Origin of the sequence: Blautia massiliensis (ex Durand et al. 2017), from assembly GCF_051861785.1 — a bacterium.
GTDB classification, from domain to species: Bacteria; Bacillota; Clostridia; order Lachnospirales; family Lachnospiraceae; genus Blautia_A; species Blautia_A luti_A.
On record NZ_CP146725.1, the window covers coordinates 555,688 to 571,048 of the forward strand.

Genomic DNA, 15,361 nt, shown 5'->3' on the forward strand with positions numbered 1-15,361 from the left:
GTTACTCTTCCTCCAATTTCCCGATTCTGTACAGGGAACAGATCGCCTGTGAGGAGATTCCCTCTTCCTTCCCTGTAAATCCAAGGCCTTCCTCTGTGGTCGCCTTGATATTCAGCTGTGATATTTTAATCCCAAGTGCTTCTGCGATATTTTCTCTCATCGTCGGAATATGTGGTGCCATCTTCGGTTTCTGAGCGATGATGGTGGCATCGATATTTCCGATCGCATAGTCATTCTCCTTCAGTAATCCGGCAACATGCACCAGAAGTTTCACACTGGAGATTCCCTTATATGCAGGGTCTGTATCCGGAAAATGCTTTCCGATATCTCCAAGAGCCGCAGCTCCCAGAAGTGCATCCATGATCGCATGGATCAGAACATCCGCATCCGAATGGCCCAGAAGACCTTTTTCCCAGGGAATATCAACACCACCAAGGATCAGTTTCCTGCCCTCTGTCAGTTTATGTACATCATATCCCATTCCTACTCTCATCAAACCGTTCATCACTGCCTTTCCTGAAATTTATGTCAAGTCAAAAGAACCTTTTATGAGCTGTTCCTGCTCAGTATGTGAGCATCTTCCGAAGTCTCAGAAGGCTGAGCCTTCTTCTTGTATACGGTGCAAGTCTGAGACTCTCCTCGATTGCTTTTCCCGGCAGTCCGATATCCCGGACTCTGCTCACGCAGCCGACGATACTCATCATCTCCTGCATATCTGTAACTGCAGGAAGAAGATCTATGATCTTAAGGATTTCCGGAAGTGCACCGGAAAGTGTTTCTGTACTTACATCGTCCAGAAGTTCCGGAGTGTTTTCTTTTTCAAGTGCTCCAAGAATCCCTTTTCTGCCGAAGGTCTCCTGCAGGAGTTCTCTGTCTCCGTCTGTAAAGGCATGCACTCTGCAGGCTCCTCTTCGGATAGCATCTGCAAGCTTTTTATATTCCAGAAGGACCAGCATGGTTGCTGCAGAAACCTTCTCCCCGTGAAGAGCATCCAGGTGACCATTGACCACTTCCATATCCCAGAGGTGAACCATATGGTGCTCCGCCCCGGATGCCGGTCTGGAGTTTCCTGTCATCTGCATGGCCAGTCCGGAAAGGATCAGCGCATACATCAGCTTCTCACATGCATCTTTCTCTCCTGCTGCAATTTCTTTCAGATTATCCTTAACAGTCCGGATCGCTTTTGTTTCCAGGTCTTCCACCGCTGTACAATAGTATTCATCCATAAGAATACTTGCTATCTTCCAGTCTGCCAGCGCAATGTATTTTCCCAGAATATCCGACACCCCGGCTGCTGTAAGCCTTGCAGGCGCCTTAGCAAAAATATCCGTATCCGCAAAAACAAAAAGTGGCGCAGATGCCTGAAATACTTTTTTTACACCATTCCAGGTCATGTCTGCTACTGTGGAAGTAAATCCGTCTGAACTGGCTGCGGTGGGCACAGAGACAAAAGGGATCCGGTACTGATGGGCGACAAAACGGCTGAGATCATGGATCGTCCCCGCTCCAACTGCAAGAACAAGATCGATGTCCTCTTCCATATAATTCTCCACGATCTCCACGGCACGCTCATCTGCCTCAAGACCTTCAGCATCCAGGATCAGTACCTGACACCGGTCGTAGATATCCTCCATCAGTTCCTCTGTAGCTTTGTAACTGTTCGTGTCACAGATCAGAAGCGGGGAAATACATTCTTTCAGATCACCGTCTGACATTTCCTTTTCCAGTTTCCCGATAGCTCCTGATTCAATTACAATTTCTCTAACGTCTATGTGGTGCTCCCTCCCGCAGCTGCAAGGTCGGGCAAAATCGTCCGCATCGACTCGCATGTACTTATGTCCTCCTGACTTCTTTTAATGATTCACAGCGTATTTCTCTGTCCGCTGAATGATACAATATTACAGTTTGGTATTATACAGGATTTTTTTTTAGAACGCAATAACGTGCTTTGACTTGTTTCATCTTATACCAAGAATCCTTTGTTTTCAAGGATTTCCAGTGTTTCTACGCAAAACAATATTTCGTCTGATCGCGTCTATTATCTTTTATCTACTCTGAGCTGAAAGCTAATTATATTTCTTGCATATCTGTTTATTTTTATACATATAAGCATCTGCAGTATCCAATAACATCTGCATTGTACACGACATATCATCGGAGGATAATGCCCATCCGCATGCATAGTCGATTGGTATTTGATTTTCATAACTATTTAATCTGTCTTTTTCTCTGTTCAGGGATTTTAATATTTCCTTAATTTTCGCCTCGCTTGTATGATAAATGACTGCTATAAACTCATCTCCGCCATATCTTCCAACAAAATCCTTTTCTGGAATAACACTGCGCAAAAGCTTTGCGAAATTTATTATTAACTGATCTCCTGCGGAATGTCCCATTGTATCATTTACAGTTTTTAAATTATTTAAATCAAACATTATGCAAGCTGTAGAATCTGTAATTATATCTTTTTTATTAAGAAGCTCATTACAGGCATTTTTATTTGGCAGCCCAGTATGGGCATCTATGAATGCTTTCTGTTCCAGCAGTCTGTTTTGCATTGCCATCTGCATTGCCCTTAGAGTCTGCATAATAACCAATATCACCAGACTCAACATATCAAGTGCCGACAAAAGCTCTATAGTACGAATCTTTACAGCGATCTTTTCTGAATAGCTTTCTGCGGAAGAGACAGTTTCATCTGCCATCGAAAAATATATTTCACTCATATTAACAATGTCTGTATTTTCGTATCCCTTGTTTCTTGCTGCTTCAATTTCTTTTTTCAATTTATCCCAGTAATCACTCTGGATTTGCAATTTTTCCTGGTATTCTTCGTCATTGAGTTTTACCAGATCATAATGTCCATCCTGATATCTCAATCCAAGAAGAATATCATCCAAATATTTAATTAATTCTTCATTTTGGTTTCCTGTAATTTCTAATTTTACTTCACGCTGTGTAGCTCCACGTACCAGACCTGCATAATTTATTACGCGTGCTGTCCCCTGCAGCCTACTAATCTGAATCATCATAAAAATAATAAGAACTACTAATATCAATATAAGGAAACTCTGTATAATACCTATTATATTTTTACTTTTCTTGTTTGTCTGCATTTCACAATTTATCTCGAACCTTAAATAATATTCATTTACTTTCCTACAGGAAATCAAATGACAGACTTTTGGTCAGTGAGCTTTCATTAAAAATATTAATCTTTGAAGATGGAATGACAGTTGCAGCAGTTGTTTTCTTGCTGCTTTATAAAAAAAACGGCAATACAGAGCACGACCATGCCAACAAGGAGCATTGTGCTACGCTGCAGGCTATTCATACTGGCATTGACAACATCCGCCTGGACAAGTTTTCAGACATATCGGAATTCTCTCTCAGAACACCGAAGAAATTATACACATTCCCCCATGACTCAGAAGAATGATCGACCACAACACGGCCATCCGGATGAACAATAAAACTCTGGGCATTTCCATTAAAAGCAGAAATATCCAGTACATCTATGATATCAGAGTTTTCATAAGCAATGGCAATCGCATCATATTCAAATCCCTGATAAATTCCATGAGCCTTGGGTGTGGCAAAAACAAGTAGCTGGGATTTTCCGGGAACTGCTGCATTTGCTATCACATCATTTCCCTGCCGGATCTCCTCTTCAATATTTTCCTGTAATCCAAGATACCCGGTTTCGCCTGTTATCATCTTATAGTTCCCGTCAGCTGACAGAAAATAAAATTCTAAAAATCCTGCATCTTCCTGCGCTTTCTTTATACAATCACAAATTTCTTCTTCACTGGCGGTATTCTGCAGATTCTCACCCCACATATGAAGATAGGTCAGGTTCTTATCTGTCAGTTCTCTCAGCATCTTCTTTTTCCGCGCTCTTCCCGCCACAGCCTGACAAAAGTGATATAGCTGTCACCATCACCAGGAACACCGGCAAAACTCTGTTCCGTTTTTTCTTTTTCATTAGGATCCTCCTTCTGAGCTTCCTTTGCATTTTTCTATTTTACAGTATCAAAATATCCAACGATCCCGATGTATCCATCCTTCTTTAAAGGCGACCACAATGTATGCAATTTCAGTTTATACATCTGGCGGACATTCTCCACCTTTGCTTTTATCTGCACAGAGATTTCTTTATTTTGTACAGATGTCTGATGTAATAAAACCTGAATATGCTGAACATCTTCTTCATTTACTCCGAATTCTTTGAACAGATTGAAATTCGGATTATTTCTCTGACATAATATCTGCTGTTTTCCGTTTGATATAATCATCTGACCGGAAATTGCATTGTAATCAATTGAGCTCCTGCCGCTGTTCGCTTTGAAGAAATCGATCTTTTCCTGCATGACCTTGACAACATTCTGTGAATAATTTAGGTTCGGTAAAGATCTGTCGCTGAGTATTTCATTTGAAAGTCTCTGTACTTCACGGTAATAGCTATTATCATCCATCTTTTTATCGAGCATTTTTGAAAGCTGAAGACTCAGTTCTTTCAGGCACTTAAGGAGAATGGGGTTAAATTGTCCACATTGCCCATCCAGGATCATCTGGATCGCTGTATCATGATCGAATGCTTTCTTATAACATCTTTCACTTGTAAGTGCATCATAAACATCGACAATCGACACCACCTGTGCGGAGATTGGTATTTCTTCTCCTTTCAGTCCATCCGGATAACCTTTTCCATCCCATCTTTCATGATGCCATCTGCAGATTTCCCATGAAACATGTACCAATGAATTGTCTTTTGGGAAATGCATATCCTGGATCATATCTGCCCCAAGTTCACTATGAGTTTTCATAATCCTGAATTCTTCATCGGTAAGTCTGCCGGGTTTGTTCAGGATTTCTTTCGGAATACGGATCTTGCCGATATCGTGAAGAGAAGATGCTGTTGTGATCAAGGAAATATCTGCCTCTGTCATAGGATAAGCATCTGTTATTTTTACCAGTTGTCTCAGCATCATTTCCGTTGCTGTTTTAATATGCAGGATATGTTCTCTACTCTCACTGTTACGTGATCCCAGCACATTACTCAGAATCCGGATCATGATATTATTATTTTCTTCTTTTTCGTAAACCTGATCATAAACCACATTGATCAGATGCTTTTGCTTCATATAGAGTCCCAGGGTATTCTGAACTCTTTTCTTTACAATCACAGAATCAAACGGTCGTGTGATATAATCCGTGATTCCCAGCTCATATGCTTTACGCATCGTATCAACAGCATCTTCCGAAGATATCATGATCACCGGAGTTTCATCCATACACTGACTTTGGTTCATCCATTTCAAAACTTCAAAACCATTCATCTGTGGCATATTGATATCTAAAAGCATCAGATTAGTTCCCGGATTTTCTCCCATAATCTGAATTGCCTGACTTCCATTTTCCGCTTCCAGGTAATTATAAGTTTCTCCGAGAATCTCCTTTAACATATCTCTGTTAAATTCTGAATCGTCTACAATCAGGATCTTTTGTCTTTTATCCATATTTTTTATTTCCTTTATCCAATGGGTTTATGATGTTCCAAGCACCTGGTCAAAGACAGAACGTCGTGTCGCATCACTTAATTCGACAGTCCCTTCTTTATTTCTTCAATCATCATCTCATATACTTCTGTTACTTTTTCCATTGCCTCCGATATCCCAGGCTGCGCTCCGGTTCTATCTCTCAAAAGTTCTGTTAACTCATTACTAACCTCATACAGACGGTCAAAAGAAAGATTCTGACAAATTCCTTTCAGTGTGTGTGCGCTGCGGAAAGCATCTTCATAATTTTTATTTTCCAATGCCTGTTTTAACTGTAGATAACTCTGGTCTTCAAGGAACTTTAATGTAAATTTCCGAATCAGTGCTTCGCTTCGAAGGCGTCCCAAGACATCTTTATAGTTTCCTCCAATAGCTTCATAGCATTCCTGTATTGTCATAATTTTGTCCTCCTCTATTTCACTGCTAATTTGTCACTGCCATATCAATTATCCAATGCGTCGTAAAACCCCTTGCTTCAGCTATGGGGATATAAGACGCATTGGATAACATCATAAAAAAAACACCGTCTCACAGACAGTGCACCTCATTTCATGCAACTGGCTGCCATTTTACAGGCCCTATAGCTTTGCGTCCCAGACTTTCATCTGGTTTGCCGATCATCCTTATTAAGCTTTTATACGTATCCTAAAAAATCGACTTTATTATACTACAGCGCTCTACTTTACACAAGAAAAAACATTACCGTTTTAACGCCTGAAGACACGAAAAAAGAAATTGCTCCAAAACAGAGAAAAATACTTTATCACCACGAAAAAAAATCCCCGCTGTCTGACTGAAATCAGACAACAGGGATTTTTTATCAGATCATCCGATCGCTGCGATCACTTCTACCTCGCAGAGAACGTTCTTTGGCAGTGTCTTGACTGCAACACAGGAACGTGCAGGTTTATTTACGAAATATTTGGCATATACTTCATTAAATGCCGCAAAATCGTTCATATCTGCAAGGAAGCATACTGTCTTGATCGCATTCTCATAGCTGGAACCGGCAGCTTCCAGAACTGCTCCGAGATTCTTCATAACACGGTCAGCCTGCTCCTCAATGGTTGTGCCAACTACCTCTCCAGTTGCCGGATCCACCGGGATCTGACCGGATGTGTAAAGTGTATCTCCATGGATGATAGCCTGGGAGTATGGTCCGATTGCTGCAGGTGCTTTGTCTGTATGTACTGTCTTCATAATAGAATTCCCCTTTCATGAACATTTCGGATACTTCTCTGGCGGAAATATCCATCAGGATCTTGCTCAGCTGTTTTTTATTCTAACTCACAGATCACCCCTGGTCAAGGTCCATATTCAGATAATTATAAACAATACCGGAAATATCCCGGATATGCGAAACTGCGTCCCCAGGTTTACAGTCTTCTGACATCACACAGAGGATATATGTAGTCTTTTCTCCATATACAATGGCGATATCATGCTGGTCCGTATCCGTTTCTCCAGTCTTATTTGCAATTTCCACGGACACAGATATCCCGCTGGGGATCTTAGTAGTAACCTGCTGGTTCAGAAGCAGGTTCAGCATAGCCTCCGAAGCTTCTTTCGATACACATTTTCCTTTATAAATCCGGGAAAGAAGCTCTGCGCAGTCTTTTACGGAAGTGGTGTTCCTGCCACCGAGGCCGACGTCCTTTGAAGAGGACGGGCTTAAGATGTGCTGTACAGAAGTATCTGCAAATTTCTGTTCCGCAAGAAATCCATTTACAGCCTGTGCTCCGTCCTTAAAAACACCCGATGCTGTCTGCAGACGTACCAGCTCATTAAAAGATTCATTGTCACTGACTGTGATCATATTCCAGAGAAGGTCATTGACCTTTGTGGATACGGACGGATCTGTAACATCTTTTTTCATTTTTGCCGCTTCGTTCTGAAGGACTGCATCCATGTTGGCATAGGTCTGGGCCATGACAAACACTTTGATCAGACTGGCTGAGTACAGTGACTGACTGTTCTGTTCAAACTCCTGATCACTGATCAGATCCTTTACATAAACGCTCCATGTACCCTCATAGGTTCCAAGAAGATCCGCAAGCCGTTTCTCAAGGCCATCCATTCCCAGATCTTTCGTCTCGACTTTTCCGGATTTATCCACGGAAAATCCCTCCGGAGTCTCTCCCTCTTCCTGGAGCAGAACGCCGTTTTCTCCGCCAAAATAATAATATCCGTCAAACATCTGTCCTGCAGCATTCATTTCCAGATAATGGATACCTGGATCTGTAACCATTTTTCCATATTCATCAAAATAATACAGCCCGTTGTACGTTGTTTTGTCCACCACCAGATCATCCATATAACGTACCTGTGGAGAGGCGCTGAGTTTTCCCAGATTGTTTACCATATAACAGCCGTCAAAAGAAACTTCCTCACCGCTGCCGTCTTTTGCCGGAGCCTTCAGATCGGTGATCTGGACCATATGCGAGTTTCCCGCTGTAAATTTACCGCTTTCGTCGTGATAATAATATCCATCAAAAACCGTTCCGTCGATCTCAAAATGATCAAAATAATACACTGCCGGAGTATTTTCTTTGGTTCCATCTTCATTCAGGCAGTAAAAGCCATTGCTTTTCAGAATATATTTCCCGTTTTCACCGGGAATTGGAAGTATCTGGGACTCCTCCGTAACAGAACCAAGGCTTCCCTGTGCTGTCTGCTGCACTGTTGTCGCAAAAACCGGCTGTGCGAGCATCACTGTGCTCAGACAAAATGCCAATACTTTATATATTTTTTTTCGTCTCATATACTTCTTTCACTTTTCTTATGATCCTATTTTACAGTTTCTTGTCCTGATCCGGCATCCACACATTCCTCCAGTGATTTTCCGGATAAAGACTCTATCAGTATATCGGATTTCTCCGTTCTGTCAAGTAAACCTCTTCCAGAACGTCTCCACTGCACCTTCTACCGTATCCAGCCTGCAGCCTGTACGGTCCTGCCATTCCCTGGGAAAGATTTCCTGGTAATCCCGATCCCAGAAGCGGTCATCCAGAAGCAATATCACGCCTTTGTCCTCTTTTGTGCGGATCACGCGCCCGGCGGCCTGAAGCACCTTGTTCATACCCGGATAGCGATATGCATAATCAAAACCACAGTGATTCTTTTTATCGTAATACTCTTTCAGGATCTCACGCTGACTGCCGATCTGGGGAAGTCCGGTTCCTACGATCACTGCCCCGATCAGACTTTCCCCTGTCAGATCAACACCCTCAGAAAAAATCCCTCCAAGAACACAGAACCCTACCAGGGTACCTTCCCGTTCCTGAAATTCCTCCAAAAATCCTTCCCGTTCCTGTTCTGTCATATCCGGTGTCTGACACACGCAGCGCACCCAGTCTACGGAAAATTCTTCCTCATAAACCTGCAGTACGTCTTCCATAAGACGATACGATGGAAAAAACACCATATAATTTCCCTGCCTCTGCCAGACACATCTGGCAATATATCCGGCGATCTTCCGGTATTCTGCACGATTTCTCCGGGTATACCGGCTGCTTACGTCGCTGCCGATAAGAATCCTGCGGTTTTCTTTTGGGAAAGGAGACTGCACATAAATCCCATAGGCATCACGGTCTGTTGTCAAAAGCTCCCGGTAATAGAGCATGGGAAACATTGTAGCTGAAAAGAAAATAGCACTTTTCCCTTTTTTCAGGTATTCTCCCAGATTTTCTGCCGGGTTCACACAGAACAGCCTCAGACGAAATCCTTCTTCTGCGCTGTTTTCGGTATATACTACATAATTTTCATCTACCAGTTCTGAAACATTTAAAAAATCACGCACTATAAAATAAAATTCCAGTATTTCCCTGCGTAGTTCTTCTTCCAGTTCTTTTTCCTCCAGTATTTCTTCCAGTTCACCCGATATCGTAAGAAATGTGATCGGCAGTACTCCGGGATTGGGCAGCACCTGATACCCTTTTCCTGTTTCCGCAAGATTCTCTTCCAGTTCCATCATCTGGCGATTTGCTTTATCCAGTGTTCTGGCCAGTTTTGAAAACCTCTTTCTTATCTTCTTTCGAAGTGCTACCAGACTCTGACGGGAAATACCGGCACTGTACATCTCTCTGCCACGTTCTACCAGATTATGTGCCTCATCGATCAGAAAAATATGATCCCCGGAAATATTTTCCCCGAAAAAACGTTTCAGATGAACATTGGGATCAAACACGTAATTATAATCACAGATGATCCCGTCTACCCAGATTGAAAGATCCAGACACATTTCAAAAGGGCACACCTGCCATTTTTCTGCATGAGCACGGATCACTTCTCTGGAATATACCTCTTCAGTGGTCCAGAGCTCATAAACCGCATCATTTACCCGGTCAAAATGCCCCTTTGCATAAGGACATTTCTCCGGTGTACATTCCGGAGTATCCTGAAAACACAGCTTTTCCTTTGCCGTGATCGCCGTTACCTTGAATTTCAGACCTTTTTCCCGCAGGATGTGAAATGCCTCCTGCGCCACAGTTCCTGTGATGGTTTTTGCGGTAAGATAAAAAAGTGTTTCACTTTTTCCCTCACCGATGGCGCGCACGGACGGAAAAATGGCAGACATGGTTTTTCCCACACCGGTAGGCGCCTGAACAAATAAGGTCTTCCCGCTGGAAACCGTATGGTACACACCACTAACAATATCCCGCTGTCCTTCTCTGTATGGAAACGGAAACTGCAGATCCTTCATGGATGCATTTCTCTCTTTTTTCCAGTTAAGAGAATATGCGATCCATTTGTGATAGGCATCCAGAAGCTTCTGATACCAGCCTTTAAGCTCCTCTATGGAAAAATCCTCACGAAATCTCCTGGTTTCCTCCGTCTCAAGATGAGCGTAGGTCATCTGAATGTGGATTTCAGAAATCCCTTCTTTTTCTCCCCAGATCATTCCGTAACACATGGCCTGGGCACGGTGGACAGGTATTGGCATGTCCATTGCCTGGATATTTCCGTAAGTCCCCTTGATCTCATCAATATAAACGGCTCCGTCCTCTGTAAAGATCCCATCTGCACGGCCCTCGACCTGAATGACCACATCGTCGTATTCACTTTCTTTTTTCAGAGAAACCTCCGCCTGATAATCGCCCTTCATACTCCGCTGTATCTTGCGGTGAAGCCTTCCGCCTTTTAACATGGCTTCCTTATCTCCGGATGTCCCACTGCTGTTATCCAGATCTCCGCTCCTCAGTATAAATTCCACAAGATTTCTGACAGAAATCCGCACTCTTGGTTTTTCCATATTTTCACTCCCGGCAGCTGCCGGAATTCCAGTCCGGCAGCTATTCTTTTTCCATGCTATACCAGGATTATACCATAAAATATGATCCGAAAGCTTCCCATAATAAAAAGGACGCATGTTCTGCTTTTTTTCTCATGAACTGCGCCCTTTTATCACCGTTTTTCTTTATTCATATTTCTCAACCTGCTGCATACTTGGAAAGAACACGGTTAAAATCCTCATCTTCTCCGTAACACTTTACTGTCAGAGTCTTTGTCAGATCCAGACTCAAAAGTCCGAGGATCGACTTTGCATCAATGATAATACGGTTATAAAATACATCAATATCAAATTTACATTTGCTGGCTGCACTGACAAACTCCTGTGCACTTTTTTCATCCAGTTTGATCTGTTTCTCCATAGCTGACCGCCTGCCTTTCTGATTTTTTTTATATGTCAGTTTTACACAAAAGTTAAGTTTTTGTCAATACTGTTTGTTTCATATCAAACATTTTTCGACACAATGTACAATATCTTTGTCTTTCCTTTGGAAATCCTGTTGAATTTGATTGTATTATTTTTAGATAAATCTTGGATTTTTTCCAAAAAAATCCGCCGCAGGACGGTATGTTGCACGTACTGCGGCGGATTTAAGTAAATCGGATATTCGGAATCCGCTTCGCTACTTCCTCATAAACAAAATCCGTTTCCGGATTTAAGTAAATCGGATATTCGGAATCCGCTTCGCTACTTCCTCATAAACAAAATCCGTTTCCGGATTTAAGTAAATCGGATATTCGGAATCCGCTTCGCTACTTCCTCATAAACAAAATCCGTTTCCGGATTTTGTTTATATCCGTGTCAGAACAAAAATATCGTAGATTGCTCTGACTGCTTTTTCGAAATCACGGTTCTCTACACCGATGATGATATTCAGCTCACTGGAACCCTGGTCGATCATTTTTACGTTTACATTTGCATGGGCAAGAGCAGAAAAGATCCTTCCTGCAGTGCCTCTCTGGGATTTCATTCCACGACCAACAACTGCGATCAGTGCAAGGTCAGATTCCATCTCCACAAAATCAGGCTGCACCAGGCGGTGGATACCTGCGATAACCTGCTGCTCTTTCTCCTCAAACTCGTCCTGATGAACATATACAGTCATGGTATCGATTCCGGATGGTACATGCTCAAAGCTGATTCCCTGATCTTCAAATACCTGAAGCACCTTGCGTCCGAACCCGATCTCACTGTTCATCATGGATTTCTCGATATTAATAGAGCAGAAGCCTTTCTTTCCGGCGATACCGGTAATAGTAAATTTCGGCTTCTTACAGGTGCTCTCTACGATCAGAGTACCTTTATCCTCCGGGCTGTTTGTGTTACGGATATTGATCGGAATTCCCTCTTTACGAACCGGGAAAATGGCATCCTCATGAAGAACAGTAGCTCCCATGTAGGAAAGCTCACGAAGCTCTCTGTATGTGATCGCCTCGATAGGCTCCGGATTGTGAACGATACGCGGATCTGTTACAAGAAAACCGGAAACGTCCGTCCAGTTCTCATAAATATCTGCATGGATAGCCTTTGCAACCAGGGAACCTGTCACATCAGAACCACCTCTGGAAAATGTCTTTACTGTGCCATCTGCACATGCGCCGTAAAATCCCGGAATAACCGCATGCTGGGATTTGCTGAGTTTTTTGGAAAGGAGTTTATTGGTCTCCTCCGCTTCCAGATTACCAGCTTTATCAAAACGGATCACAGAAGCTGCATCCACAAAATCATATCCAAGATATGCAGCCATGATCTTACCATTGAGGAACTCTCCTCTGGATGCCGCATACTGGATTCCTGCCTGTGCACGGAAATCCTCATCAATCTTCTTGAACTCCTCCTCAAGAGAAAGGCTCAGTCCGAGTCCCTTGATGATCTCATAATATCGCGCCTTGATCGCATTGATCTTCTCAGTGATATCCTCCCCTTTGGATGCTGCGTCATAACATCCATAAAGCATATCCGTCACTTTGATATCCTCGTCAAATCTCTTTCCCGGAGCTGACGGAACTACATAACGGCGGCTCTCATCACTGCGGATGATATCGCCCACTTTCTGGAACTGCTCCGCATTTGCAAGAGAACTTCCACCGAATTTTACAACTTTTTTCATGATAACACCTCTCACCTGTAATTTCGACTTCCAGCGCCGCCTTTTCACCATTCACTGCAACGCTTTACCACAGAAACCTACGGCTATTTTATTGAATAATTTGTAATTTTGCAAGCCTTTCCGTAACATTTCTGCAAAAAAAGTCAAATTATACAAGAGAAAAGTATCTCCTGACCTGTTTCTTATGCACAGTACTGCTTCAGAATGTTCTCGAGAGCTGCAGCGCTGCTTGTGTGACAGCGGCATACCGGAATGGATTTTTTCTTTGCTTCTTCTACTGCGCAGTTTACCATTTTGTGGGAAACGGTACTGGTGAACAGGATCATCAGATCCGGCACCCCGATCTTTTTCTTCATGGCTCCTTTTTCCTTGGCAAAAACTTTCGCCTTGCATCCGAAGCCTTTGCAGATATCCTCATACTGACATACCATTCTTTCATTACCGCCTACAATTACAACGCTCATAATTCACTCTCCTTTGATCTCTGAACTTTTATATGACTGTTTTAAGGTTATTTTAAACTAACTTTACTTTTAAAATATTGAGTTAGCACTTGCTAACTCATTTATTATAATACCATCTCACAAAAAGTTTGTCAAAGGTAATTTTAAATTCTGTCTGATTTTTTATATCCTGTGATCTCACATACTGTAAGTATGCCGTTTTTTACCTGAAAATGAACATCCATTCCTGCAAAAGGCATTCCGTATATCCTCTCCGGATCTTTCTGGTAGGCAGGCCTCGGATCCTCTCTGAGTACGCCTTCCAACGCAGTACGCTTATCCTCCGGAATCCTTGCCTTCCATTCTTCCGGGATCTCTACCTGCAGAAAATGCTGCTCCACCTTCGTCGCAAAGCCGCCCAGCGCTTCCGGATGGCAGTCTGCCGCAGGCAGATATGGCTTGATATCATAGATGGGGGTTCCGTCCATCAGGTCCGCACCGGATACGATCAGTACAGGAGCTTCTTTGCTTTCCAGATCGATCTTTTCAAGCTTCACACAGGATAAGCCTACAGGATTGGGACGGAAGGGTGATCTGGTGGCAAATACGCCCATCCTTTCATTTCCGCCCAAGCGTGGCGGACGTACTGTAGGGGACCAACTCTCACGGATCGACTGTGAAAACTCCCACAGCAGCCAGATATGCGAAAAATCTTCCAGTCCCTTTACCGCTTCCCGTACCCGGTATTCCGGTTCAAAAACAATACAGGCTGTCAGTTCTTCCACTCGACCGCTCTGACGCGGGATTCCGAATTTTGTCGGAAAATCACTTCTGATCCTTGCGATTATCTTCATATCCCTATTCTCCCTTTCACTTGCCAGATATACACTTCTTGCGCCTGTTACATAATTCTGCTTTCAATGACTGTCATGTCATTTCCGTCAGATTCTCTTGTAGGCAACACAGTTTTTTTGCCGCTTGGCCTGATAGAGAAGCCTGTCCGCTTCCATCACTCCATCTCTGACCTTACAGCCTCCATATACACCTCCCACGCTCATGGAAAGCCGGATTTCTTTGTATTCCGGCACGTCTGCCATTGCGATCTCTTCCCGGATATCTTCCAGCTTCTGCTGAAATACCTTTTCCGGGATTTCTTCAAACATCAGAAGAAATTCGTCTCCTCCATAACGCAGGACCACGTCATCTGCCCGCACATGATCAAAAATCGTTCTGACAATGGTACAAAGCGCCGCATCTCCAGCTACATGGCCATAGCTGTCATTGATCTGTTTAAGCTTCCATAAGCTCCCAGAAAGATCTTATCCGTCATTTTAAAGACCATTTCCATGACAAGAGGTGTCCCGTCTATAACCACATATTTACCGGAGCTGTACGGCTGACATCCACCAGTCTTACAATGTCAAAAACCGTCTTCAACATTTCTATTTCCATATTTACTTCCCGGGCAGTCATAAATACACCCTTATCTTTATCCATAGTATTTTCCTGCGTTTCTGAAATATTATATACATCCATGATAACACATTGCACATCAATTCACAATTGTATTTCATCGTCGTTTATGCTATTGTATAGTGTATAAGAAATAATATTTTTATCAGGAGGTTTCATATGGCACAGAGACGTACAAAGATAGAAGTAATCAATGAGAAAATTTCCAAAGTAGATTCCAAGATTGCTGCCTGCACCGAAAGGATAGCAGCGCTGGAGGATGAAAAAAATGCACTGGCAGCTCAGCTGGATGAGATCCGCAAAGCTGAAAAAAAGGCAAAGGAAGCTGCCGAACTGAAACGTCTGCTCAAGCTGATGCAAAAAAAAGACATTTCCGTAGAAGATCTGGAAGCCATGATCTCCAGGGAATCCTGAAACAGATCCTCAACAAACAAAAAACCGGTTTACGAAGAATTTTTTCTTCCAGACCGGTTTTTTTTGTGATCTT

17 protein-coding genes and 1 riboswitch are annotated in these 15,361 nt (G+C 42.8%); of the genes, 1 reads left to right on the forward strand and 16 read right to left on the reverse strand.

Annotated features, from left to right (window positions below):
* Position 1: 1 nt before the first annotated feature.
* From ispF to V9W66_RS02960, 16 genes are all read right to left on the reverse strand, one after another.
* The gene (ispF, locus tag V9W66_RS02885) at positions 2-493 is read right to left on the reverse strand and encodes a 2-C-methyl-D-erythritol 2,4-cyclodiphosphate synthase (protein WP_144095882.1); all 492 of its coding nucleotides are present in this window, start codon (positions 491-493) and stop codon (positions 2-4) included.
* Positions 494-563: 70 nt separating this feature from the next.
* Positions 564-1,829: a sn-glycerol-1-phosphate dehydrogenase gene (locus V9W66_RS02890; protein WP_144095854.1), complete on the reverse strand. Its 1,266-nt coding sequence runs from the start codon at positions 1,827-1,829 to the stop codon at positions 564-566.
* A 237-nt stretch (positions 1,830-2,066) separates the two neighbouring features.
* Complete coding sequence (locus V9W66_RS02895) at positions 2,067-3,116, reverse strand: GGDEF domain-containing protein (RefSeq protein ID WP_144100490.1); 1,050 nt, start codon at positions 3,114-3,116, stop codon at positions 2,067-2,069.
* Positions 3,117-3,330: 214 nt separating this feature from the next.
* Positions 3,331-3,882 (reverse strand): hypothetical protein, encoded by a 552-nt coding sequence (locus V9W66_RS02900; RefSeq protein ID WP_330575452.1) that lies wholly within the window; start codon positions 3,880-3,882, stop codon positions 3,331-3,333.
* On the reverse strand, positions 3,860-3,985 hold the full coding sequence (locus V9W66_RS02905; protein ID WP_279231862.1) for a hypothetical protein: 126 nt from the start codon (positions 3,983-3,985) through the stop codon (positions 3,860-3,862). The genes V9W66_RS02900 and V9W66_RS02905 overlap by 23 nt, the downstream gene beginning before the upstream one ends.
* Before the next feature lie 34 nt (positions 3,986-4,019).
* Positions 4,020-5,519: a response regulator gene (locus V9W66_RS02910; protein WP_144095850.1), complete on the reverse strand. Its 1,500-nt coding sequence runs from the start codon at positions 5,517-5,519 to the stop codon at positions 4,020-4,022.
* A 77-nt stretch (positions 5,520-5,596) separates the two neighbouring features.
* Complete coding sequence (locus tag V9W66_RS02915; RefSeq protein ID WP_144095848.1) at positions 5,597-5,956, reverse strand: Hpt domain-containing protein; 360 nt, start codon at positions 5,954-5,956, stop codon at positions 5,597-5,599.
* A gap of 151 nt (positions 5,957-6,107) precedes the next feature.
* A riboswitch (cyclic di-GMP riboswitch) is annotated at positions 6,108-6,183 on the reverse strand.
* Between the two features lie 200 nt (positions 6,184-6,383).
* The gene (locus V9W66_RS02920) at positions 6,384-6,758 is read right to left on the reverse strand and encodes a RidA family protein (RefSeq protein ID WP_015525839.1); all 375 of its coding nucleotides are present in this window, start codon (positions 6,756-6,758) and stop codon (positions 6,384-6,386) included.
* A gap of 94 nt (positions 6,759-6,852) precedes the next feature.
* The gene (locus tag V9W66_RS02925; RefSeq protein ID WP_243121832.1) at positions 6,853-8,319 is read right to left on the reverse strand and encodes a serine hydrolase; all 1,467 of its coding nucleotides are present in this window, start codon (positions 8,317-8,319) and stop codon (positions 6,853-6,855) included.
* Positions 8,320-8,442: 123 nt separating this feature from the next.
* Positions 8,443-10,809: an ATP-dependent DNA helicase gene (locus V9W66_RS02930; protein ID WP_144095846.1), complete on the reverse strand. Its 2,367-nt coding sequence runs from the start codon at positions 10,807-10,809 to the stop codon at positions 8,443-8,445.
* A gap of 178 nt (positions 10,810-10,987) precedes the next feature.
* Positions 10,988-11,209 carry an HPr family phosphocarrier protein gene (locus V9W66_RS02935; RefSeq protein WP_144095845.1) on the reverse strand — a complete coding sequence of 74 codons (222 nt, stop codon included), beginning with the start codon at positions 11,207-11,209 and terminating at the stop codon, positions 10,988-10,990.
* A gap of 429 nt (positions 11,210-11,638) precedes the next feature.
* Positions 11,639-12,958 carry an aspartate kinase gene (locus V9W66_RS02940; protein WP_015525836.1) on the reverse strand — a complete coding sequence of 440 codons (1,320 nt, stop codon included), beginning with the start codon at positions 12,956-12,958 and terminating at the stop codon, positions 11,639-11,641.
* Between the two features lie 182 nt (positions 12,959-13,140).
* Positions 13,141-13,422: a DUF2325 domain-containing protein gene (locus tag V9W66_RS02945; protein WP_015525835.1), complete on the reverse strand. Its 282-nt coding sequence runs from the start codon at positions 13,420-13,422 to the stop codon at positions 13,141-13,143.
* Between the two features lie 143 nt (positions 13,423-13,565).
* On the reverse strand, positions 13,566-14,255 hold the full coding sequence (gene tsaA, locus V9W66_RS02950) for a tRNA (N6-threonylcarbamoyladenosine(37)-N6)-methyltransferase TrmO (RefSeq protein ID WP_144095842.1): 690 nt from the start codon (positions 14,253-14,255) through the stop codon (positions 13,566-13,568).
* A gap of 87 nt (positions 14,256-14,342) precedes the next feature.
* On the reverse strand, positions 14,343-14,687 hold the full coding sequence (locus V9W66_RS02955; RefSeq protein WP_144095840.1) for a GGDEF domain-containing protein: 345 nt from the start codon (positions 14,685-14,687) through the stop codon (positions 14,343-14,345).
* A gap of 79 nt (positions 14,688-14,766) precedes the next feature.
* Positions 14,767-14,898, reverse strand: a complete 132-nt coding sequence (locus V9W66_RS02960) for a hypothetical protein (protein ID WP_279231860.1) — start codon at positions 14,896-14,898, stop codon at positions 14,767-14,769.
* 135 nt (positions 14,899-15,033) lie between these two features.
* Between V9W66_RS02960 and V9W66_RS02965 the strand changes: the two genes are divergently transcribed.
* Positions 15,034-15,288 (forward strand): hypothetical protein, encoded by a 255-nt coding sequence (locus tag V9W66_RS02965; protein ID WP_144095838.1) that lies wholly within the window; start codon positions 15,034-15,036, stop codon positions 15,286-15,288.
* Positions 15,289-15,361 lie beyond the last annotated feature (73 nt).